General features: G+C 38.2%; 20 protein-coding genes. 1 reads left to right on the forward strand and 19 read right to left on the reverse strand.

Annotated features, from left to right (window positions below):
* Positions 1 to 2 precede the first annotated feature (2 nt).
* The 5 genes from remA to EDD72_RS00160 all read right to left on the reverse strand — a co-directional run bounded on the left by remA (position 3) and on the right by EDD72_RS00160 (position 6,241).
* The gene (remA, locus tag EDD72_RS00140) at positions 3 to 263 is read right to left on the reverse strand and encodes an extracellular matrix/biofilm regulator RemA (RefSeq protein ID WP_132766610.1); all 261 of its coding nucleotides are present in this window, start codon (positions 261 to 263) and stop codon (positions 3 to 5) included.
* A 99-nt stretch (positions 264 to 362) separates the two neighbouring features.
* Positions 363 to 1,241 (reverse strand): YicC/YloC family endoribonuclease, encoded by an 879-nt coding sequence (locus EDD72_RS00145; RefSeq protein WP_132766611.1) that lies wholly within the window; start codon positions 1,239 to 1,241, stop codon positions 363 to 365.
* Between the two features lie 142 nt (positions 1,242 to 1,383).
* On the reverse strand, positions 1,384 to 2,622 hold the full coding sequence (locus tag EDD72_RS00150) for an LL-diaminopimelate aminotransferase (protein ID WP_132766612.1): 1,239 nt from the start codon (positions 2,620 to 2,622) through the stop codon (positions 1,384 to 1,386).
* A 15-nt stretch (positions 2,623 to 2,637) separates the two neighbouring features.
* Positions 2,638 to 3,480: a diaminopimelate epimerase gene (gene dapF, locus EDD72_RS00155; RefSeq protein ID WP_132766613.1), complete on the reverse strand. Its 843-nt coding sequence runs from the start codon at positions 3,478 to 3,480 to the stop codon at positions 2,638 to 2,640.
* Between the two features lie 22 nt (positions 3,481 to 3,502).
* Positions 3,503 to 6,241, reverse strand: coding sequence for a calcium-translocating P-type ATPase, SERCA-type (locus tag EDD72_RS00160; RefSeq protein ID WP_132766614.1), 2,739 nt, complete (start codon positions 6,239 to 6,241; stop codon positions 3,503 to 3,505).
* A gap of 158 nt (positions 6,242 to 6,399) precedes the next feature.
* On the opposite strand from EDD72_RS00160, the gene EDD72_RS00165 reads away from it, so the two are divergent.
* The gene (locus EDD72_RS00165; protein WP_132766615.1) at positions 6,400 to 8,109 is read left to right on the forward strand and encodes an Rqc2 family fibronectin-binding protein; all 1,710 of its coding nucleotides are present in this window, start codon (positions 6,400 to 6,402) and stop codon (positions 8,107 to 8,109) included.
* A 28-nt stretch (positions 8,110 to 8,137) separates the two neighbouring features.
* On the opposite strand, the gene EDD72_RS00170 is transcribed toward EDD72_RS00165, so the two are convergent.
* The 14 genes from EDD72_RS00170 to EDD72_RS00235 form a co-directional block, all read right to left on the reverse strand.
* Complete coding sequence (locus EDD72_RS00170; RefSeq protein ID WP_132766616.1) at positions 8,138 to 8,653, reverse strand: GNAT family N-acetyltransferase; 516 nt, start codon at positions 8,651 to 8,653, stop codon at positions 8,138 to 8,140.
* 139 nt (positions 8,654 to 8,792) lie between these two features.
* On the reverse strand, positions 8,793 to 9,467 hold the full coding sequence (rpiA, locus tag EDD72_RS00175) for a ribose-5-phosphate isomerase RpiA (RefSeq protein WP_132766617.1): 675 nt from the start codon (positions 9,465 to 9,467) through the stop codon (positions 8,793 to 8,795).
* A 134-nt stretch (positions 9,468 to 9,601) separates the two neighbouring features.
* Positions 9,602 to 10,330, reverse strand: coding sequence for a Bax inhibitor-1/YccA family protein (locus tag EDD72_RS00180; RefSeq protein WP_132766618.1), 729 nt, complete (start codon positions 10,328 to 10,330; stop codon positions 9,602 to 9,604).
* Between the two features lie 67 nt (positions 10,331 to 10,397).
* Positions 10,398 to 10,889 carry a YajQ family cyclic di-GMP-binding protein gene (locus EDD72_RS00185; RefSeq protein WP_132766619.1) on the reverse strand — a complete coding sequence of 164 codons (492 nt, stop codon included), beginning with the start codon at positions 10,887 to 10,889 and terminating at the stop codon, positions 10,398 to 10,400.
* Between the two features lie 75 nt (positions 10,890 to 10,964).
* Positions 10,965 to 11,534, reverse strand: coding sequence for a DNA-3-methyladenine glycosylase I (locus EDD72_RS00190; protein ID WP_132766620.1), 570 nt, complete (start codon positions 11,532 to 11,534; stop codon positions 10,965 to 10,967).
* A 359-nt stretch (positions 11,535 to 11,893) separates the two neighbouring features.
* Positions 11,894 to 12,514 carry a cyclase family protein gene (locus EDD72_RS00195; protein ID WP_132766621.1) on the reverse strand — a complete coding sequence of 207 codons (621 nt, stop codon included), beginning with the start codon at positions 12,512 to 12,514 and terminating at the stop codon, positions 11,894 to 11,896.
* The gene (zwf, locus tag EDD72_RS00200) at positions 12,511 to 14,019 is read right to left on the reverse strand and encodes a glucose-6-phosphate dehydrogenase (protein WP_132766622.1); all 1,509 of its coding nucleotides are present in this window, start codon (positions 14,017 to 14,019) and stop codon (positions 12,511 to 12,513) included. Before zwf ends, EDD72_RS00195 begins: the two co-directional genes overlap by 4 nt.
* 27 nt (positions 14,020 to 14,046) lie before the next feature.
* Positions 14,047 to 14,943 (reverse strand): phosphogluconate dehydrogenase (NAD(+)-dependent, decarboxylating), encoded by an 897-nt coding sequence (gnd, locus tag EDD72_RS00205; RefSeq protein ID WP_132766623.1) that lies wholly within the window; start codon positions 14,941 to 14,943, stop codon positions 14,047 to 14,049.
* A 143-nt stretch (positions 14,944 to 15,086) separates the two neighbouring features.
* On the reverse strand, positions 15,087 to 15,665 hold the full coding sequence (gene pyrE / locus EDD72_RS00210; protein ID WP_132766624.1) for an orotate phosphoribosyltransferase: 579 nt from the start codon (positions 15,663 to 15,665) through the stop codon (positions 15,087 to 15,089).
* Positions 15,666 to 15,683: 18 nt separating this feature from the next.
* Positions 15,684 to 16,418 (reverse strand): orotidine-5'-phosphate decarboxylase, encoded by a 735-nt coding sequence (pyrF, locus tag EDD72_RS00215; RefSeq protein WP_132766625.1) that lies wholly within the window; start codon positions 16,416 to 16,418, stop codon positions 15,684 to 15,686.
* Positions 16,415 to 17,335: a dihydroorotate dehydrogenase gene (locus EDD72_RS00220; protein WP_132766626.1), complete on the reverse strand. Its 921-nt coding sequence runs from the start codon at positions 17,333 to 17,335 to the stop codon at positions 16,415 to 16,417. The genes pyrF and EDD72_RS00220 overlap by 4 nt, the downstream gene beginning before the upstream one ends.
* Positions 17,332 to 18,117, reverse strand: a complete 786-nt coding sequence (locus tag EDD72_RS00225; protein WP_132766627.1) for a dihydroorotate dehydrogenase electron transfer subunit — start codon at positions 18,115 to 18,117, stop codon at positions 17,332 to 17,334. The genes EDD72_RS00220 and EDD72_RS00225 overlap by 4 nt, the downstream gene beginning before the upstream one ends.
* Positions 18,118 to 21,312, reverse strand: coding sequence for a carbamoyl-phosphate synthase large subunit (gene carB, locus EDD72_RS00230; RefSeq protein WP_132766628.1), 3,195 nt, complete (start codon positions 21,310 to 21,312; stop codon positions 18,118 to 18,120).
* Positions 21,305 to 22,396 (reverse strand): carbamoyl phosphate synthase small subunit, encoded by a 1,092-nt coding sequence (locus EDD72_RS00235; protein WP_243643728.1) that lies wholly within the window; start codon positions 22,394 to 22,396, stop codon positions 21,305 to 21,307. The genes carB and EDD72_RS00235 overlap by 8 nt, the downstream gene beginning before the upstream one ends.
* Positions 22,397 to 22,398: the final 2 nt, after the last annotated feature.

A 22,398-nucleotide genomic window follows, 5' to 3' on the forward strand; every position in this document is an offset into this window, starting at 1 on the left:
TATTATTCTTCTCCCATCTCTTCCTTAGAAGTAAGACGATGTGCGACAGTTTCTGGTTGAACAGCAGATAGAATGACATGATCACTATCTGTAATGATAACTGCACGAGTTCTTCTACCATAGGTTGCATCAATCAGCATACTTCGATCTCTTGCCTCTTGAATAATCCGTTTAATTGGTGCCGATTCAGGACTTACGATCGAAATAATTCGATTTGCTGAAACAATATTCCCAAATCCAATGTTGATTAATTTAATTGACATATCTTAGTACCCCCTTAGGTAGATATTACATATAATTTAACCAATTTTAAAGTTAGGATCCACCTTAAGCTTCATTTGATCTTAAAATGGAATGCCTGATTACTCTACATTTTGAACTTGTTCCCTTATTTTTTCAAGTTCACTCTTTATTTCGATCACATATTGGCTTAATTCTAGGTTGTTTGCCTTGGAACCAATCGTATTTGCTTCCCGATTCATCTCCTGAACAAGGAAATCTAGCTTTCTGCCGACAGGCTCGTCTATCGTTAAATTCAAACGAAATTGATCGATATGGCTCTTTAATCGGGTAACCTCTTCATCAATATTCGCCTTATCTGTAAAAAAAGCAACCTCATTGAGGAGACGAGCTTCATCGATTTCAACAACACCATTTAACCATTCATTGATTCTAGCTTGAAGTTTTTCCCGATATTCCTCTATGACTGTGGGGGCTTTTGCCTCTACTTTCTTTAAAACTTCATTGATATAGTTCAAGCGAGAAGAAAAATCCTTCATTAGAGTATTTCCTTCAACTTGCCGCATCGCAAACAGAACACGGCAGGTCTGTTCAAATAAATCAAGAAAGTCCTGTTTCCAATCCTCTAGATCGGTTAGTTCGACACTATTACTGATTAGACCAGGGATGGAAAGGATATCTCTTACCTCTACGCTGCCTGGTAGATGAAATTTTTCCATAAATTCTTTGATCAGTTGTATGTATTGTGCCGCCAGATTCCAATTAATACCTATTAGTTGGTTGGTTTCATTTGCTTCAATTGTAATAAAAATATCAATTTTTCCTCTTTTGACATAGTTTTGCAAAATTTTTTTCAATCGATCCTCGAGAACCAACAATTCCTTTGGCATTTTAAATACTGTCTCGAAATAACGGTGATTGACTGATTTCATCTCGATGGTAATTTTTTTATTTCCTATACTTGCTTCTTTTCGGCCGAATCCAGTCATACTCTTTATCATTTGTTCTCACATCCATGACCTTATTCTAATCAATTTTAAAAACGGTTACAAGTGTTTAGCAGATAAAAAACGCTAATTTCGCCAAAAAAAGAAGAAAACCAACCATTTTTGGTCAGTTTCCTTTTATTAAGACATTCAGGAATTAAAATACGAATTCTACCGTAGATAAACGATTTTTAATTTCATTCATCACGCGGATCTCGTCTTCTTCATCCTTAGCCATAAACGTTACCGAAAAACGAACGAAATGTCCTGCATCATCCCAAGGAACCGTCGAAATCAGTTTTTCTTTGATTAGATATTGAGAAAAATCTTCTGCCGTTGCAAACGTTGGACCATTTTTAATTCCTTTTGGTGCTTCAACATACATAAAGAAAGAACCTTTTGGCTTATTTGCCTGAAATCCTAATTCTTTTAAAGTATTCATTAATAGATTGTGTCGACGAGAATATTTTTCTGCTGTTTTTTCCGTAATTTCAGGATGTTGTAAAGCATAGATCGCTGCCTCTTGAATCGCTAAGAATTGACCAGAATCATTATTATCCTTGACATCTGAGAATGCTCGAACAATCAATTCATTCCCTGCAACGAATCCAATCCGCCACCCTGTCATATTATATGATTTCGAAAGGGAGTGAACCTCTATTCCAACTTCTTTTGCACCGGGGATGGAAAGAAAACTAAGGGGCTTCACCCCGTCAAAAGTTAATGCAGCATAAGCGGCATCGTGAATAACGATGATATTATTTTCTTTTGCAAATTGAACCACTTTTTCAAAAAATTCTCTCGTTGCGCTCGCACCCGTTGGGTTATTTGGATAATTGAGATAAAGTAGCTTTGCTTTTCTTCTGGTTTCTGCATCTAAGCTATCTAAATCGGGTAAGAAATTATTCTCTTTTAATAAGGGTAAGTTAACCACTTTGCCTCCTAGCCATTTCGTATGTGTACCTAAAATTGGATAGCCTGGAACGGTCATGATCGTGATATCTCCAGGGTTAATAAAAGCAGAAGGCAACATCGATAAAGCAGATTTTGCCCCGATTACATGAACAATTTCTTTATCTGGATCGATTCCATCTACACCAAACACATTTTTCAAATACTCTGATGCAGCAACTTTTAAGTCTCTGCCACCATTATCAGCATAACCACGATTTTCTAGTTTTTGTGCTGCTTGATAAAGCGTTTCGATCACACCTTGATCTGCCATTTGATCTGGCTCACCAACTCCTAGATCGAGCAGTTCCACGTCGGGATAATTTTTTCTTGCTTCTGCTTTCGCACGCTTAATCTTTTCAAACTTATAAATTTCATTGCTTTTCCCGTATTGATTCCCGCCAATTCGTTCAGCGAATAATTGTTGAATATAGCTTTCTGTCATCTTTTATTCCTCCTATCATTTTACTTCGCCAAGCCAAGTCCCTTTAAATACTTCTTTCGCCTCTCCAGTCATATAAACATGGTTGTCCTCTTTGTTCCAATAAACCTTTAAATCTCCACCTTTAAGTCGAACAGTAACATCACGTGAAGTTTGCCCAGTTAAAACAGACGCAACACCTGTAGCACATGCACCTGTGCCACACGCAAGTGTTTGTCCAACCCCCCGTTCCCAAACTCTCATTTCCACTTCGTGCTCATTTTTTACTGTGACGAATTCTACATTGGTCTTCTTCGGGAACAAGGGATGAGTTTCTAATTTCGGACCCCATTTTTCCACATCAAAATCTGGAGCATTCTCGACATAAATGACTGCATGGGGATTACCCATCGATACTGCGGTAAAGTAAAACTTCATTCCATCTACTTCAATTGGGCGATTAACCACTTCTGGATCATCAATCGCTGTAGGAACCAGATCTCCTTTCAGAATCGGTTCACCCATATCCACTTCTACTGTAGAAACCAAATCGTTCTCTATATGTAACTTAACATGTTGGATACCAGCTAAGGTCTCCACACTTAGCTTGTCCTTTTCTTTGATCTTATGGTCATAAACATATTTTGCTACACAACGAATCGCATTACCACATTGCTCTGCTTCTGTTCCATCCGCATTAAAAATTCTCATTCTCACATCTGCTTTATCAGATGGAAGAATAAAAACTAGTCCGTCTGCTCCCACGCCAAAATTGCGGTTGCAAATATCAATGGCTAATTGATTGACAGCTTTTGGTACATCCTCAAAATGGGCAACGACTACAAAGTCGTTGCCCAAACCATGCATTTTGGTAAATTCCATTCTCGATTCCCCTTTGTCAATTCTAATTTGATACTTTTTTCATCAAAAATTTTGGGTGATAAATCAAATTGGCAAGACCAAAGCCAACAGTTGGAATTGCTCCTGCAATCGTAATAAGAACCCAATCTGAAAGGGTAAGGCTTACTGTACGGAAAATCGGTTGTAATGGTTCAATATAAATTACACCTAATAATAATAATAATGACGATAAAGCAGCGAACACAAGATATTTATTTTCAAACAGATTGCGATGGAAAACAGATTTATCACTTCGGCAATCAAACACATGGATAAGCTGAGCCATAACCAAAGTCGAAAACGCCATCGTCTGTGCTTTGATTAAATTTTCAGGTTCAGTCTGCCAGGTTAACCAAAAGACCCCTAAAGTGACTAACCCGATTAGAAAACCGCGACTGATAATCTTCCACCCTAGTCCCCGAGCAAAAACATTTTCTTTACTATCCCGAGGTGGGCGATTCATAATGTCCTCTTCCGCAGGATCTACCCCAAGAGCCATTGCAGGTAATCCATCCGTTACAAGATTCACCCATAGGATCTGGATTGGCACAAGGGGTAATGGTAATCCCATTAACATCGCAAAAAACATCGTCAGAATTTCACCTACATTTGAGGCTAAAAGATAACGAATGAATTTGCGTATATTATCATAGATTCCTCTACCCTCTTCAATCGCAGCAACAATCGTCGCAAAGTTGTCATCGCTTAAAACTAGAGAAGAGGCCTCCTTAGAAACATCAGTACCTGTGATTCCCATCGAAATCCCTATGTCCGCTGCTTTAATTGCAGGTGCGTCATTGACACCATCACCTGTCATCGCAACGACATGTCCTTTTGCTTGTAATGCTTTTACAATTCTCAGTTTATGTTCGGGCGATACTCTTGCATAAACATAAATATCGTCTACTTTTTCCATAAACTCTGTGTTGGACATATTATATAAATCCTGACCATTTACTGTCAACCCATGAGGTGGAAGGATGTTCAACGTTTTTGCGATTGCTTCTGCAGTGGTTTGATGATCTCCAGTAATCATTACTGTTTTGATACCTGCGTTCTTACAGGTTTGGATTGCTTTTTTCACTTCCTCACGTGGAGGATCAATCATTCCCGCAATCCCAACAAAGGTTAAGTTTTTTTCTGCATCTTCTTCAGAAACAATAACTTCCCCCTTTGTCAATTCCTTATAAGCAAAACCGAGGTTACGTAGAGCACGACTTGCCATTTTTTCGATCGCTAATTTTACTTGGTTTTTAATGATTGGTGTTAACGACATCACGTGACCATTTAGAATAATCGAAGAACAACGATCTAATAAGACATCAGGGGCTCCTTTAACTACAACGAAACGTTGATCTTTTTTTTCTACGATAACTGACATCATTTTCCTTGACGAATCAAAAGGGAATTCCTTTTTTCGAACCCAAAGTTGTTCTAACTCTTTCTTGTGAATATTGGCTTTCGCTGCGAGGACAACTAAAGCACCCTCTGTTGGATCACCTTGAATATCCCAATCCCCTTTCGACCGTTTGAAGAAACCTTTTTTTCCATGATCTTCGACAAGTTGTGCGTTATTACATAAAACACTAATTTCAAGTAATTGTTTCAATGGAACGTTTCGTTCGGGGTTTACTTTGTTCGATCGAAGGAAAAATTCTCCAGATGGTACATAACCCGTCCCCGTTACTTTGATTTCTTCTCCGTCAATCCAAAGATCGGTTACAGTCATTTTATTTTGCGTTAAAGTTCCCGTTTTGTCCGAACAGATCACTGTGGCACAACCAAGAGTTTCTACAGATGGGAGTTTGCGAACGATTGCTTTTCGTTTGATCATTCGTTGAACACCTAAGGCTAGGGCAACCGTTACAATCGCAGGTAATCCTTCGGGAATCGCCGCAACCGCCAAACTAACCCCTGCTAAAAACATTGCATAGGCATTATGCCCATGCCAAATTCCGGTTACCACCACAAGAGCAGTTAATATTAAAGAAATGATGATTAAGATTTTCCCCAGCTGCTCTAATCTTCGTTGTAAAGGTGTTTCTACTTCTTCTGTCGACTGAATTAAGTCGGCGATCTTTCCCATTTCCGTATTCATACCCGTCTCAACAACCACACCTACACCTGTTCCACGGGTAACTAAAGTTCCCATAAACGCCATATTTTTTTGATCACCTAAAGGAATATCTTCATAAGGAATCACGTCCTCTTGTTTATTCACGGGAACGGATTCGCCAGTTAAAGCTGACTCCTCAATATATAATGCATAAGTCTTTATTAAGCGAATATCAGCGGGAACACGATCGCCACTTTCTAATAAAACGAGATCCCCAGGTACGACTTCAACTGCCGGGATCGAAGTAACCTTTCCACTTCGGATTACACGCGCGTGAGGAGCGGCCATTTCTTTTAATGCTTGCAAGGATTTTTCTGCTCGAAATTCCTGAACAAAGCCTAGAACCGCATTCATAATCACAATGGCAATAATCGTTATGGCATCAGTATATTCACCAAGTAATCCTGAGATCAATGTTGCCACTAATAAAACGAGAACCATAAAATCTTTAAATTGATCCAAGAAAAGAGAGATTGGTGACATGGATTGTTTCTGTTCCAACTGATTACGACCATATTTTTCCATAAGTTTATGAATTGCATCATTCCTTAGCCCTTGTTCTTCTGTAACGTGAAACTCCTTTAGGATCAACTCCTTTGGAATCGTATGCCACTTTTGTTTTGACACTCTATTCCCTCCCTCTACTTGTACCTCATCATGCTAACTTTATTCAGACGAGCTCTGAAATAGAACCATTACTCGGGTAAGTTGATGAAATGATTTGTCGAAATTGAAAAACTACATTATACTATCACTATGATTGAAAAAATTGAGGTGAACAGAGAATGCCTTTTGACGGTTTTGTCACCCATGCACTTGTCCATGAACTTAGAGAGAAGTTGATTCATGGCCGAATTCATAAAATCTATCAACCACATCAAACGGATTTAATCTTTCATATTCGTTCAAATAGAGGAAATTCGAGTTTATTAATTTCTGCGAATCCTACCTATCCGCGGCTACATTTAACGAATGAAAACATTTTGAACCCACTAGAACCTCCAATGTTTTGCATGCTATTGCGCAAGCATTTGGAAGGGGGAATTATTGAAGATATCACCCAAGTGAGTCTTGAACGGATCATCCATATTGATGTGCGAACAAAAAATGAACTGGGAGATATTCAGAATAAACGGCTAATCATCGAAATCATGGGGAAACACAGCAATATTATTCTGATCAATCCCGATACAAATATCATTATTGATGGGATTCATCATGTTACTCCTGCAATTAGTACCTATCGACAGGTGTTACCAGGTAGAGAATATGTCGCTCCACCAGAACAACATAAAATCAACCCACTTAAGGTTACTCAGAATGGATTTCTCGCCAAGCTCCAATTGAATCAAGGGAAATTGGACAAACAACTGATAAGCCAATATGAAGGGATGAGTCCTTCCGTTGCGCGAGAGATTCTTCATCGTGCGGGATTACCAACGAAAGAAAATCTTTGGAAAGTATTTTCGGAATGGATAGAAAATGTACGCAATCATGATTATCTACCAACGATTATCTATAGTGATCGCCCTGATTTTTCAATTTTCCCCTTATCTCATTTACAAGGAGAACAAGAAACCTTTTCTGAAATCAGTCTTTGTTTAGAAAAGTTTTACTCAGAAAAAGCAAAGCGAGATATGGTTCGGCAAAAGGTTCAAGACCTTTCGAAACTTCTTCTGATTGAGAAAAATAAGAACGAGAAGAAGATTGAGCATTTGTTAAACGACATCGAGGAAGCCAAAAAAGCGGAGAAACATAAGTTATATGGGGAATTGATCACGGCACATATGCACATGATCAAACGAGGCGATTCAAAAGTTGAAGTGATCAATTATTATGATGAAGACCAAAAGTTGATCGAGATTCCTCTTGATCCATTAAAAACTCCTTCAGAAAATGCGCAACAGTATTTTAAGAAATACAATAAACTAAAAAATAGTCTCTCTTTTATTGAACAACAAATTGAAGAAACGAAAGGAGAAATTGAGTATCTCGATACGATTCTTACGCAAATTGAAAACGCTGATCTCGGTGACTTAGAAGATATTCGGATGGAATTGGTAGAGCAAGGATATCTTCGTCAACGGGGTAAAGTAGATCGGCGAAAAAACAAAAATCCTGAGATCGAGCAATATCGGTCTTCTGAGGGAGTTCCCATTTACGTAGGGAAAAACAACCGGCAAAATGAATACCTAACCCATCGCCTTGCTCATAGTACAGATACATGGCTGCATACCAAAGATATTCCCGGTTCCCATGTTGTGATCAGAGGAAAGGATTTTGGCGAGCAGACGTTGATAGAAGCAGCAACCTTGGCGGCATATTTCAGTAAGGCCAAACACTCCAGCCAAGTGCCTGTCGATTATACATTGATTAAATATGTGAAAAAACCAAGTGGAGCAAAACCTGGATTTGTGATCTATGAAAATCAAAAGACCCTCTATATTACCCCTGATGAGAAGATTATTGAGCGGTTGAAGGTAAGTAGATCATAGAAAAGAGCACGAATCGTCGTGCTCTTTTTCATAATAGCACCTCTATATCTTTCCAGCCGTAGCTCTCTTCTTTTAATATTTGGCTCCCTATTTCTATTAACTTAGAATCAATATAATCACCGCCCAACTTTTTATAGAATTTACGATATGGATTATCGGCAAGTGCCCATACTTGTACAGACGTTATCCCTAATTCTTTTAACTTTTGAGCAAGTGCTTTTACCAATTGCCTTCCTATTCCTTTTCTTTGGGAATGTTTTAATAGATAAATCCCATAGATCTCCCCTTCATAATCTGAATTTTCCGTTCGATTGTACCCTCCTGCAATGAAACCGATAATTTCTTTCTTCTCATTTTCAGCAACAAAATAGCATCTGTTCCTTGCTATTGTTAAATGTTCCTTAAATCTTTTTTCCGCTTTCTCATATGATAAATCAGCTAAAAATTGATCAGAAACAATTCCTTTGTATGTCGTCCGCCAACTGTCCACATTTACTTTCCCAATCGCAAAAGCATCCTCAATTCTTGCTTCACGAATGAGCATGTATTCCCCTCCCCCCAACCATTCTGTTCTTTATTGGTTCATAATTTTAGTTACCTATTATTTCTTTGAGAAAATGCCAAAAATATCATAACCGGTATAAGTCCAGCCAAAAAACCAATAGCAAAGTCCCTCAATAAAATCACCTCATATTCGTTATAACATTCACCTTTCCATCCTTTTTCCCAATGAGAAACATATTTGCTATATTAGGGAATAATCCATTCTCAACAACCCCTGGAATTGTATTCAGTTCTTTGTTTAGTTGTTCAGGTTTTGTGATCTTGTCAAACTTACAATCCAATATATAGTTTCCGTTATCGGTTATGTCGGGCTTATCATCTACAAGTCTTAAGCGGGGCTGACAGCCAAATTCCGCTATTTTTTTCATTGTATTCTCCCAACCAAAAGGTATGACTTCTACGGGTAATGGAAATTGACCAAGTTGTTTGACTAATTTTGATTCATCAGCAACAATGATTAATTGAGCACTAGCTGCAGCTACAATTTTTTCTCTAAGTAATGCTCCTCCTCCCCCCTTAATTAAATTTAATTCAGAGTCAATTTCATCTGCTCCATCAATGGTGACATCGATCCGATCGACACTTGCGAAATCTGTAAGAGGAATTCCTAACTCTTTGGCTAATTCTTCAGTTCTCACAGATGTGGGTATTCCTTTTATAGATAGCCCTTCTTTCACTAATTGACCTAGTTTTTGAATTGTCCAATAAACAGTAGATCCAGTCCCTAATCCAACAACCATTCCATCTTTTATGTAATCCACTGCTTTTTCTCCTACAAGTTGTTTTGCATTCATTTTGTACCCTCCAGATCAAAATCTTCAAAATGTAATTGGAATATTTTTATAATTCTAACAGAACATTGTATAGTGCAAGCATATGATTTACAAAAAAATCCAGCCATTTGACTGGATTTTTTAATTCGATTTATCTATCTTTTTAATTTGCGAAGTAAGTCTAGAATTTCGACGTAAAGCCAGACAAGGGTAACGATTAAGCTAAACGCTCCATACCATTCCATGTATTTAGGTAAACCCATTTTTGATCCTTGTTCGATCATATCAAAATCTAATACAAAGTTAAAAGCAGCAATACCCACAACAAACAGACTAATGAAAATACTCAATGGACTACTATCATGAATAAAAGTTAACTGGCTGCCAAAGAAACTCATAATGAGATCAATAATATAAACAAGCAGAACTCCAAGTGTTGCTCCTACCACCATTTTTCTAAATTTCGCATTCACATTAATAATTCGAAAACGGTAGATCATGATCATGACTAGAAAAACACCGAAAGTTAATCCAACTGCTTGGATCGTAATACCTTGATATCGTTGTTCATACATGGCAGAAAGCCCACCAAGTGCCATTCCTTCAAAGACAGCATAAATTGGTGCGGCAATCACAGCGATCCTTGGTATAAATGATGTAAGCAAGGCAGAGATAAGACCACCGATTAGTCCAATAATCATCCATGAACCAATGGCATCGACTCCACCTTCCATATATCGACTCCACAAAACGAAAGCTGAACCCATGACAATCATAAAGAGTATAAAAACTTTATTAATGGTTCCCTCTACCGACATTCGATACGTAAGATCAATTTGCTCTTCATTCGTTAAACGTTTTAAAACAGGATTTGAACTTCTCATTTAAAAGTCCTCCTTTTCTAATCACTTTCCAAAAAAAAATATGATTATTTTCTAAAAAGTATGTCGATTAACGATAGTTTGTGAATTGAAGTTCAAGATTGTAATCTTGGCCGCGTAGGAATTGAATCACTGATTGTAAATCATCACGGCTTTTACCAGAAACTCGAACTTGATCATTCATAATTTGCGCTTGCACTTTTAGTTTTAAATTTTTAATATCCTTTACAATTTGCTTCGCAATCTCGCTTTCAATTCCTTGCTTAATTTTAATCATTTGGCGTACTGTGCCACCTGTTGCATCCTCAATTTTCCCATATTCTAGGTTTTTTATCGATACTTTACGATTAATTAATTTGGTTTGTAATACGTCAATCACTGCTTTTAGTTTATATTCATCGTCTGCAAGGATCTTGATTTGATCTCCTTCTAAACTGATTTCAACTTTGCTATTTTTGAAATCGTAGCGTTGGCTAATCTCTTTTTTCGCTTGGTTGACTGCATTATCTACTTCTTGCGTGTCTACTTGTGAAACAATATCAAAAGAAGCATCTTTTGCCATAAGACATCTTCCTTTCGTCATACTTATAATATTTACAATTTTACATTTTTAATCATTTTAACATTCTCGAACCAACTATTCCATTCTTTTTACTTCCCCATAACGAAAACAATCGATCGTATGATCATTGACCATTCCAATCGCTTGCATGTAAGCATAGCAAATCGTTGGCCCAACAAATCGAAATCCCCGCTTTTTCAAATCCTTACTTAACTTCTCTGATTCAACAGAAGTAGTTTGAACTTCTTTCCAGTCTTTTAACTGGTTATCGATCGGTTTGTGATTTACAAAACACCATAAATACCGTTCAAAGCTGCCAAATTCTTTTTGAACTTGTAAAAAAACTTTGGCATTTTGGATTATAGCTTCAATTTTTTTCCGATTCCTGATAATGCCTTCGTTTTTCATTAATTCTTTTATCTTTTTTTCATCATAATCCTTAATTTTAACAGGATCAAAATCATCAAAAGCTCGGCGATAATTTTCTCTTTTTCTTAAAATCGTCATCCAGCTTAGACCTGCCTGCATTCCTTCGAGAATGAGAAATTCAAAAAGCTTGTGGTCTTCATGGACAGGTACTCCCCATTCCTGATCATGATATTCAATACAAAGGGGATCTCCTTTTACCCAACTACACCGGTTCATTTGGCATTTCCTTTCTATATCTGTTGAATTGTCCATGAATTGCTCGTATTCCTACATTTATTATACATTTGCTATAGATTTATGAATAGTAAACGAAATATATCATAAAAAAAGATTTCATCTGAAGTTTAACTTCAAATGAAACCTTAGGATCACTCTACATAGTTTGTATGTTCAACGCAGCTCTGATACTTCGCAGCTTTTCTTGAATAAATCGGTTGGTAGAAAAGCACGCTCGCTAAAGCACCTATAGGGTATAAGTCACGCTATGCAACAGTTGCAAGTCGAGCTATGTCTGGGAGTGTATTTATACACGGTCAACGGAGCGAGTTGGAATATACAAACCAAATATTTGTTTATCATTCTTTGATCAAGATGGCACGAGCTGGAGCGGCTTCTGCACCTTTGATATATAAGGGTGCCGCATAAAGAAAATATTCTCCTTCTTCCACTTCTTTCAAGCGTAATCCCTCTAAAATCACGATTCCAGCCTGAAAAAGTTGAAGGTGTGTCTCATGATTGGGTTGACTTCGCTCAATTCCTAGAGCATCAATACCAACGCCTTTAATTTGTATCTCTGCTAAATATTTGGCTCCACTTTTTTCAAGAAAAATAAATTCTGGATTAAATCCTTCATCATAGGAGTTTTTTGTTTTAAAAAGGATAAAATCTCCCTTTTCAATCTCTTTCCCAAGCAAATCTTCACGTGTAATTTGTTGCTCTAAATGAGTCAAATCAATCACTTTACATGGGGTTATGACTTTGGATAGATCCAAATAATCAATGGTATCTCCCCCATTAATCATATGCAATGGGGCATCTATATGGGTTCCTGTATGCATATCCATATCGATTCGCGATTCATACGCCGTTGCTGTCCTAAAGTCTTGTACGGTTTTCAGTTGCGGGCGTTTTTCTTCTTTGTTTTTATACACAGGCATGTGATAATGAATGGGCATGGAAATATCAAAAATTTTCATAGTTTCATCAGCTCCCCTTCTCCAACATTCCACCATCTTCGCCTGTCACGGTGGAGCAATTCATCCGCTTCCTTTGGTCCCCATGTGCCAGATGGATAGTTAGGAAAAACAATAGGCTGGTTTTGCCAAACTTCGGCAATGGTATCGACCAGTTTCCATGAATATTCCACTTCATCCCAGCGAGTAAATAAAGTAGAATCTCCTTTCATAACATCGTATATTAATCGTTCATAAGCTTCTGGTGAATTGCTCCCCACTTGACAATTCTGACAAAAATCCATTTTCACAGGGACAATGTGATTCTTGGTTCCAGGCTGTTTGGCATTAAATTGCAAATAGACCCCTTCAAGGGGCTGAATTCGAATGACTAAGAGGTTTGGCATTAAATAGTCTTTGTATTCTTTAAAATATAACGTGTGTTCTAGTTGTTTGAATTGAACGATGACCTCTGTTGACTTTGATGGCATTCGTTTTCCTGTGCGAATATAAAATGGTACCCCTGACCAACGAAAATTGTTGATATGTAATTTTAAAGCTGCAAATGTTTCTGTTGTGGAAGTAGGGGAAACCCGTTCTTCCTCCCGATATCCAGATACATTTTTTCCTTTGATCTTTCCTGGACCGTATTGCCCACGGACCGTATTTTTGATTACGGTTTCTTTCGTGAATTCTTCAATGGAACGCAAAACCTTTACCTTTTCATCCCGAATGGACTCCGTTTTAAGATTAATCGGCGGTTCCATAGCCGTTAACGTGAGAAGTTGTAGCATATGGTTTTGAATCATATCCCGGAGTGCCCCCGCTTTTTCATAGTAGCCACCCCGGTTTTCAACTCCCACCGTCTCACTTGAGGAAATTTGAATATGGTCAATATATCGATGGTTCCAAATGGGTTCAAAAAGGGCATTAGCAAAACGGATCACCATAATGTTTTGCAGCATTTCTTTACCTAAATAATGATCGATACGATATGTATTTTCCTCAGTAAAAACTTGTATCATTTGCTGATTTAATTCTCTGGCAGATTGGAGGTCCCTGCCAAATGGCTTTTCTATTACAACTCGTTTCCATGATCTTTGATTCTCTATTAATCCATGAATTTTTAATTTCTCAGCAATGAATCCAAAGTATTCTGGAGCAACTGCCAAGTAATAAATACGATTTCCGTTTGTTTGGTATTTTTGATCTAATTGCTGAAGAAATTCCTTCAAATGGTAATACCCTTCATCCTGAGAAAAATCAAACTGCTCATAATAGATTCGGTCTTCTAGGGTTTTCCATGCTTCCTCGATAAACGGGAATCTGGAAAACTGTTTTACGGAATCCACTAATTCATTACGATATTGTTCACTTGTTTTGTCTCTTCTACCGATGGAAACGACCGCAAAATGTTCTGGTAGTTGGTTTTCATGATGTAAATTGTAGAGTGCAGGAATCAATTTGCGATAGGTTAAATCCCCTGTTCCACCAAAGATCACAAAGATGTTGGATAAATCGGTGTTCATCAACAACCACCTTCTTCGTCTATTACTTTATTTTTTTTCGACAGCATGACCACCGAATTCGTTACGTAAAGCTGCAACCACTTTACCTGTAAATGTATCTTTCTGTTCAGAACGGTATCTCATAAATAAAGATTCGGTGATAACTGGTGCTGGAACTCTCAGGTCTAATGCCTCTTGAACCGTCCATAACCCTTCACCTGAAGAATGCATAACTCCTTTAATAGAATCTAAATGGGGATCTTTGGAAAAGGCTGACTCTGTTAATTCGATTAACCAACTACGGATCACCGATCCATGATTAAAGACTCTGGCGACTTTTTGCAGATCAAGGTCAAATTGACTTTTTTCCATGATTTCAAACCCTTCACCAATCGCTTGCATCATCCCATATTCGATTCCGTTATGAACCATTTTAACAAAGTGACCCGAACCATTTCGTCCTGTATGTAAGTAACCATTTTCGACACTAATGTCTCTTACTAAAGGTTCAATATATAGGAATACATCATCTTCAGCACCAATCATCGTACAAGCTCCATTTCTAGCACCTGACATTCCACCACTTGTTCCTACATCCACAAAATCGATCCCTTTTGCTTTTAATTGCTCATATCTTCTTAAAGTATCTTTATAGTTTGAGTTTCCTGCATCAATAATGATGTCATTTTTGTTTAAAAGTGGTACCAACGCATCAATCATTTGGTCAACTGGATCCCCTGCAGGTATCATGATCCAAATTACTCTTCTTCCTTCAAGCTTGTTCACAAGCTCTTCAATACTATAAGCTCCTGTGATTCCTTCTTTTTCAATCTGCTTCACTTTTTCTGGTGAACGATTATATGCCACCACTTGATGACCATGATCTCTCATATTTAAGGCGATATTATAGCCCATTTTCCCTAAGCCAATCAATCCAATTTGCATACAAGTACCTCCTCTAGATGTATTATCTGAGATTAAAAGATCCAATATTAGTTATTTTTTTATATCATTTATTTTATATACCAAAATTTCTCAAGTTTCTAGAGGAGAAGTATTGGGACGCTTGGGAATGGCTGTTTTTCTGCTTATCTTAATCCCCGACTTCCTGGTTTGATTACTGGGATGTTTCCCTCTTTACAGATCGGGCACGATTCCTGATCATAGGATTCCAATTCTATGGATATGAGAGATTGAAAAGGAACACCGAAATCTACTTTTCCATTACTGCGATCAACGAGAACACAAACACCGATGACTTCTCCGCCGTTCTCTTTTACTACTTCAATCACTTCTTTTACCGAACCACCAGTGGTGACCACATCTTCGACAACCAGCACTTTTTCACCAGGTCGAATCTGAAAACCCCTTCGTAATGTCATCTTCCCGTTTTCCCGTTCACAAAAGATATTTCTAACTCCTAAGATTCTTGACATTTCATAACCTACGATAATCCCGCCAACAGCTGGAGAAACGACTGAATCGATTTCTTTTTCAGGTACTTTCTCAGTTAAAATTCGACACAGTTTCTCGGTGTGTTTTGGATATTGTAATAATTGAGCCATCTGCATGTATTTGTTAGAATGACGTCCTGATGTGAGGAGAAAATGCCCTTCCTTTAGAACTCCTAATTCTTGAAATAAATTGAAAATTTCTTTCTGATCCATTTTTTTCACTCCTATTCTTTAATTCAGTATTTGTTTTTCTACATTTCGAACGATCTCTTCCAATTGTTTTGCAGGTTCTTTTGCTTCTGTAATCATTCTCCCAACCACAATATAGTCCGAGCCAAATTGAAACGCTTGTTCAGGTGTAGTGATTCGTTTCTGATCATGGTGATCTCCATTCAGGAACCTAATTCCTGGGGTAACCGTTAGAAAATCTATTCCACAAGCTCCTTTAATCTTGGGAACATCTAAAGGGGAACTTACGACTCCATCTAAGCCTGCTTTTTTTGCCAGTTTGGCATAATGTGTTACAATCGCTTCCATTGAATAAGGGATACCAATTTGCTCATGAAGAATTTTTTCATCTGTGCTTGTTAGCTGGGTTACTCCAATTAGTAAAGGTCGTTTTTGTCCTACAGCAAGGTTTTTTTCTATTTGATTTCGTGCTTCTTCCATCATCTGAATACCGCCAGCCACATGAACATTAAACATTTCTACTCCCATTTTTGTCAGTTGAGCAGCTGCTCTTCCCACTGTATTTGGAATATCATGAAGCTTGAGATCAAGAAAGATTTTAATCCCTAATTTCTGTAATTTTTCAATAATGGGATAACCCGCACCATAAAATAGCTCCATTCCTACCTTTACAAATCGAAGTTCACCTTCAAATCGAGCGACCAGATCAAGGGCTTCTTTTTCAGTTGGTACATCTAAGGCGACAATGATTCGATCACGTATTGAAAGATTATTCATTGATAGTTCCACCCTTCCCCTGTCAGTTCGGATATTTGTCCAACACCCATTTCATCCAGGACACGTTCTAAATCTTGAATAATCTTTGGCATGACATATGGATCGATAAAATTCGCCGTACCTACAGCAACCGCAGAAGCGCCAGCAAGGAAAAATTCAATCACATCTTCCGCAGATGTAATTCCTCCCATGCCAATGATCGGAATGGAAACATTCTTATACACTTCATAAATCATTCGTAAGGCAATAGGTTTAATCGCCGGCCCTGATAAACCACCTACTTGGTTCGCTAGTACCGGTTTTCTGGTTTTTAAGTCAAACCGCATACCAATCAACGTATTAATCATACTTAGACCATCGGCTCCTGCTTCTTCTACCGCCGTTGCCATTGAAACAATGTCAGTTACATTTGGCGATAATTTCACATAAACGGGAACTTTACTTACTTCTTTTACCGCTTTGGTTAATTCATAGGCTACCTTTGGATCTGTTCCAAAGGTGATTCCTCCACATTTGACATTGGGGCAAGAAATGTTTAACTCAATCATCGCTACTTCAGGAACGGCTGAGATTTTCTCAGCTACGGCTACATAGTCTTCTACTAATGTCCCTGCTATATTTACAATAATTGGTGTTTGAAATTGGGATAACCAAGGAAGTTCTTCTTTTATAACAGCCTCGACCCCAGGGTTTTGTAGACCAATTGAATTCAACATTCCACTAGGTGTCTCAGCAATACGGGGAGTAGGGTTTCCTAACCGTTCTTCCAAAGTAGTTGCTTTGACAACAATTGCTCCCAATAGACGCAGATCATATAATTTCGCGTATTCTCGCCCATAACCAAAACACCCTGATGCAGGCATAATCGGATTCTTTAATACCAAATCGCCTAATTTCACTTCTAGTCGATTCTTCATAGAATCACCTCCCGAAAAGGAAAGACAGGACCATCGGAACAAACCTTTTTATAACCTTTTGGATCATAATTAGAATCAACTTTTACTACACACCCATAACAAGCACCAATTCCACACCCCATTCGTTCTTCTAAAGAAAGATACCCTTCGATAGACTGGTCGAAAAAATATTTTTGTTGAATCGCTCGTAACATTCCTTTTGGTCCACAACTATAAAAAACTTGCCAATCGTCTAGCTGATCATGAATCAAATCCAGTACTGTCCCTTTTATGCCTAATGAACCATCAATAGTTGCAATTCTCGTCTCCCCGAGACTTAAGAATTCATCGATAAGAAATGACTCTTGCTTCGACTGGAATCCTAGTAAACTCGTAACTTGAAATTCTTTTTCTATTAAGTGCTTGCCTAGGTAATAGAGAGGAGGAATCCCGATTCCTCCACCGATTAGAACGACTTTTCGCTTATCTTGTAATTTAGGATCGGAAAAGCCATTCCCTAGAGGACCAAGAAGATCGATTAGATCTCCTGGTTTCTTTTGACATAGTCGTTTGGTCCCTTCTCCCTCAACCCGATAAATAAAAGTGAGTTGTTGGTTGTTTAGGTCTACATCATGGATACTAATCGGTCTTCGCAATAAAGGAGCCGTACTGTCATTCACATGGATATAATAGAATTGACCCGGTTGAACCAAGGATAACGAATCTTCTACTTTCACTTCCATTCGATAAACTCGTTCCTTTAATGGTTCATTCCTTAACACTGTAGCTAACCCTTGCTTCATTTAACTCACCACCTTAGATAAAGGTTGCAAAGAAAAGGATAATGATTCGAGTACATGTAATAACGCATAAGCGGTATCAAGAGAGGTAAGACAAGCAACTCCATATTCCACAGATTCCCGTCGAATTCGAAAACCATCTCTTTCCGTGCTTTTCCCTTTTGTATAGGTGTTGATGACAAGCTGTACATTTCGCGAACGAATTTCATCAAGAATATTCGGATTGCCTTCTGCTAATTTTCGAACGGGTGTGATCGGAATTCGATGGCTCATCAGAAATTCTGCAGTTCCTTTCGTTGCCATGATCTGAAACCCAAGTTGATAGAATCGCTGAAATAAAGCGAGTGATTCTTCTTTATCCTTGTCTGCAATCGTTGCTAAAATCGTTCCATTTACAGGTACGTGAATACCTGCTGCTACCAAACCTTTATATAACGCTTTAGCGAAATTGGTATCTATTCCAATCACTTCCCCTGTTGACTTCATTTCTGGTCCCAAGGTCACATCTACCCGGCGAAGTTTCGCAAAGGAAAAAACGGGTACTTTTACAGCCACCTGATCAGATGCTGGCCATAAACCTGAAGGGTAATCAAGGGATTGCAACGTGTCACCTAAGATGATTTTTGTTGCAAGATTGGCCATCGGGATTTTAGTGACTTTACTTAAAAAGGGTACCGTTCTCGATGCTCTAGGATTGACTTCAATCACATAGACTTCGTGCTGATGAATCACAAACTGAATATTCATCAGCCCCTTTGTTTCCATCGCCAGTGCAAGTTTAGTCGTAATCTGAACAATTTGATTGATTTCTTGATCAGTTAAAGATTGTGGTGGGTATACTGCAATCGAGTCTCCAGAATGGATACCCGCTCGTTCAATATGCTCCATAATTCCAGGGATGAGTACATTTTTACCATCACTGATCGCATCTACTTCAACTTCGATTCCTTGGAGATAACGATCGATTAAAACCGGATGATCAGAGGAAACCATGACTGCTTGTTTCATATAATTGATTAATTCATCTTGTGAATAGATGACTTCCATCGCTCTTCCGCCAAGGACATAGGAAGGACGAACTAATACAGGGTAACCGAGTCGCTCTGCAACGTGAATTGCTTCATCGATCGATAAAACTGTTTCCCCTTTTGGTTGTTTAATCCCCAATTCTTTTAATAATTGTTCAAATCGTTTACGATCTTCAGCTTGATCAATATGATCAAGAGTCGTACCTAGAATTGGTACATGATGTTCCGTTAATTTTTCTGCTAAATTGATGGCAGTCTGACCTCCAAATTGAACAATAACCCCGATCGGTCTTTCTTTTTCAATCACGTTCATGACATCTTCAAAGGTTAGCGGTTCAAAATAAAGCCGATCCGATGTATTAAAATCGGTAGAAACAGTTTCAGGGTTATTATTGATGATAATGGCCTCAAACCCTTTTTCTCTTATTGCCCAAACGGCATGGACGGTAGAATAATCAAATTCGATTCCTTGCCCAATTCGAATGGGTCCTGAACCTAATACAAGAACAGAGGGTTTATGGCTAGGAGCTACTTCGTCTTCCATCTCATAAGTAGAATAATAGTAAGGTGTGGAAGAATCGAATTCGGCTGCACAGGTATCGACCATTTTATAAACAGGTCGGATTTGAAATTGAACTCTTGCTGCTCGTACCTCTTCTTCTTTCAATCCTTTGATCTGGGCAATTTGTCGATCAGAAAAACCTAATCGTTTCCATCCTAAAAGAGTAGTTGGATTCAACTCTTCATTATAAATCTCCTGTTCTATGTCAACTAATCGTTTGATCTTAAATAGGAAAAAGGAATCAATACCTGTTATCCCATAAATCTCTTCAACTGTTAATCCCCTACGAAACGATTCCGCTATCACCCATAACCGTTGATCGTCAGCCTGTTTCATCTTCTTGTTCAATTCTTCCTGTGAGACTCCGAAAAACAATTCTGTTTGATATAAACCGTCATATCCCATTTCCAAAGATCGAATTGCTTTTTGTAATGATTCCTCAAAAGAGCGACCAATGGCCATTACTTCTCCTGTCGCTTTCATCTGTGTACCTAGTTTTCGATTTGCTGAATGAAACTTATCAAAAGGCCAACGGGGTATTTTGGTTACCACATAATCAAGTGAAGGTTCATAACTAGCATAGGTAGTCTGAGTAATCGGATTTTTTATCTCATCTAAGGTATAACCAAGTGCGATTTTTGCAGAAATTTTAGCAATGGGATACCCTGTCGCCTTGGATGCAAGTGCACTAGAACGACTTACCCTCGGATTCACTTCAATGACGTAGTAACTTTCACTTTTAGGGTCTAATGCGAATTGCACATTACAACCACCTTCAATATTCAAAGCTTCTACAATCTTTAGTGCAGAACTACGTAAGTTCTGATAATCTCGATCAGATAAAGTTTGGCTTGGAGCAACAACAATACTATCTCCAGTATGAATTCCAACTGGGTCAATGTTTTCCATATTACAGACCACGATTTTATTCCCATTACGGTCACGAATCACCTCATATTCAATTTCCTTGTAACCTAACAGACTTTTCTCCAGCAGAACTTGGTGAATCGGACTAGCCGAAAGTCCATTTTGAACAATTTCGATCAGATCTGCTTCTTGGTAAGCAATCCCACCACCTGTACCACCTAAGGTAAAAGCGGGGCGAATTACCACAGGATAACCTACCTCTTCAATAAAGGAATATGCTTCTTCTAAATTATAGATAATCTTACTTTCTGGTACTGGTTCATCGATTTCTTTCATACGAGTTCGAAATTGTTCTCGATCTTCCGCAATTTGAATCGTCTCTTTCTTTGTCCCGAGTAGTTCTACGCCCATTTTGGATAAAACTCCTCTTTGTTCCAGTTCCATTGCTAGATTTAATGCAGTCTGACCTCCGAGGCTTGCTAGAATCCCATCTGGTTTTTCGATGCGAATGATTCGCTCGAGAAAATCTACGGTTAAAGGTTCCATATAGACTTTATCCGCCATTTCTAGATCGGTCATGATCGTAGCTGGATTACTATTGACTAAAACGACTTCGAGTCCTTCTTCTCGTAATGCTTGACAGGCTTGAGTTCCTGCATAATCAAATTCTGCAGCTTGACCAATTGCTATGGGACCTGAGCCAATCACAATAACTTTTTTCAAGTCTGTGCGTTTAGGCATTTTTTTTCTCCTCCTTTGATGCATGGATTTTTTCGATAAATTGGTCAAATAGATAGCGACTATCAAAAGGTCCTGGGGACGCTTCAGGATGATATTGAACGGAAAATGCAGGTGCCGTATGATGAGCTAACCCCTCTACAGTTCCATCATTTATTGCAATATGAGTAATCGTTAAAGGACATTGTTCCAATGATTCTTTAGTTACGGTATAACCATGGTTTTGTGAAGTGATCACAATTCGATTGGTTACTAAATCTTTTACAGGATGATTACTTCCCCGATGACCAAATTTCATCTTCTTCGTATCTGCTCCATTGGCTAATGCAAACAATTGATGGCCAAGGCAGATGCCAAAGAGTGGAATATTATTTTCAATAAGACCTTGGATCATGGGAATTGCCCAAGGTACATCTTTTGGATCACCAGGGCCATTGGATAACAAGACCCCATCTGGATGAAGACTCTCAATCTCTTGAATTGAGGTATTATGCGGGACAATGCTTACCTTGCATTGTCTTTCTAGTAACTCGCGAACAATTCCTTGCTTATAACCATAATCGACCAATACAACATGATAGCCTTTGCCTGGTAATGTTATTGGCGAAGGAATGGAAACTTGTGGGACCTGATTCCTTTGTAATGGTGCTTTTAATCTTTTCATCGCTTCTTCTTTATTCATTTCTTTTGTCGTTAGTAAGGCTTTCATTGTGCCTTTAGTACGAATTTTTCTCGTTAGCATTCGCGTATCGATTCCAGCAATTCCCAATATATTGTGTTCCTTCAAAAATTGATCGATATTCATCACCGATTCAAAATGAGAAGGTGATTCTGCATATTCCCTAACAATAAACCCAAATACTTTAGGTTTTACGGATTCAAAGTCTTTAAGATTCACGCCGTAATTTCCGATCAAAGGATAAGTCATTACAACAAACTGCCCATAATAGGAAGGATCGGTTAATATTTCCTGATAACCCGTCATCCCAGTATTAAATACAATTTCTCCAATTGCTTCCCCTGTACTACCAAATGATTCACCTGTCAATTCTGTTCCATCTTCAAGATAAAGAGTAGCTTTTGCCATCT

The organism is Tepidibacillus fermentans, assembly GCF_004342885.1.
GTDB lineage: Bacteria > Bacillota > Bacilli > Tepidibacillales > Tepidibacillaceae > Tepidibacillus > Tepidibacillus fermentans.

Bases quoted from the DNA above. Each gene is read 5' to 3' on its own strand.
- remA (WP_132766610.1), bottom strand. From the start codon at position 263: ATGTCAATTAAATTAATCAACATTGGATTTGGGAATATTGTTTCAGCA.
- EDD72_RS00145 (WP_132766611.1), bottom strand. From the start codon at position 1,241: ATGATAAAGAGTATGACTGGATTCGGCCGAAAAGAAGCAAGTATAGGA.
- EDD72_RS00150 (WP_132766612.1), bottom strand. From the start codon at position 2,622: ATGACAGAAAGCTATATTCAACAATTATTCGCTGAACGAATTGGCGGG.
- dapF (WP_132766613.1), bottom strand. From the start codon at position 3,480: ATGGAATTTACCAAAATGCATGGTTTGGGCAACGACTTTGTAGTCGTT.
- EDD72_RS00165 (WP_132766615.1), top strand. From the start codon at position 6,400: ATGCCTTTTGACGGTTTTGTCACCCATGCACTTGTCCATGAACTTAGA.
- EDD72_RS00170 (WP_132766616.1), bottom strand. From the start codon at position 8,653: ATGCTCATTCGTGAAGCAAGAATTGAGGATGCTTTTGCGATTGGGAAA.
- rpiA (WP_132766617.1), bottom strand. From the start codon at position 9,467: ATGAATGCAAAACAACTTGTAGGAGAAAAAGCAGTGGATTACATAAAA.
- EDD72_RS00180 (WP_132766618.1), bottom strand. From the start codon at position 10,330: ATGAGAAGTTCAAATCCTGTTTTAAAACGTTTAACGAATGAAGAGCAA.
- EDD72_RS00185 (WP_132766619.1), bottom strand. From the start codon at position 10,889: ATGGCAAAAGATGCTTCTTTTGATATTGTTTCACAAGTAGACACGCAA.
- EDD72_RS00190 (WP_132766620.1), bottom strand. From the start codon at position 11,534: ATGAACCGGTGTAGTTGGGTAAAAGGAGATCCCCTTTGTATTGAATAT.
- EDD72_RS00195 (WP_132766621.1), bottom strand. From the start codon at position 12,514: ATGAAAATTTTTGATATTTCCATGCCCATTCATTATCACATGCCTGTG.
- zwf (WP_132766622.1), bottom strand. From the start codon at position 14,019: ATGAACACCGATTTATCCAACATCTTTGTGATCTTTGGTGGAACAGGG.
- gnd (WP_132766623.1), bottom strand. From the start codon at position 14,943: ATGCAAATTGGATTGATTGGCTTAGGGAAAATGGGCTATAATATCGCC.
- pyrE (WP_132766624.1), bottom strand. From the start codon at position 15,665: ATGGATCAGAAAGAAATTTTCAATTTATTTCAAGAATTAGGAGTTCTA.
- pyrF (WP_132766625.1), bottom strand. From the start codon at position 16,418: ATGAATAATCTTTCAATACGTGATCGAATCATTGTCGCCTTAGATGTA.
- EDD72_RS00220 (WP_132766626.1), bottom strand. From the start codon at position 17,335: ATGAAGAATCGACTAGAAGTGAAATTAGGCGATTTGGTATTAAAGAAT.
- EDD72_RS00225 (WP_132766627.1), bottom strand. From the start codon at position 18,117: ATGAAGCAAGGGTTAGCTACAGTGTTAAGGAATGAACCATTAAAGGAA.
- carB (WP_132766628.1), bottom strand. From the start codon at position 21,312: ATGCCTAAACGCACAGACTTGAAAAAAGTTATTGTGATTGGCTCAGGT.
- EDD72_RS00235 (WP_243643728.1), bottom strand. From the start codon at position 22,396: ATGGCAAAAGCTACTCTTTATCTTGAAGATGGAACAGAATTGACAGGT.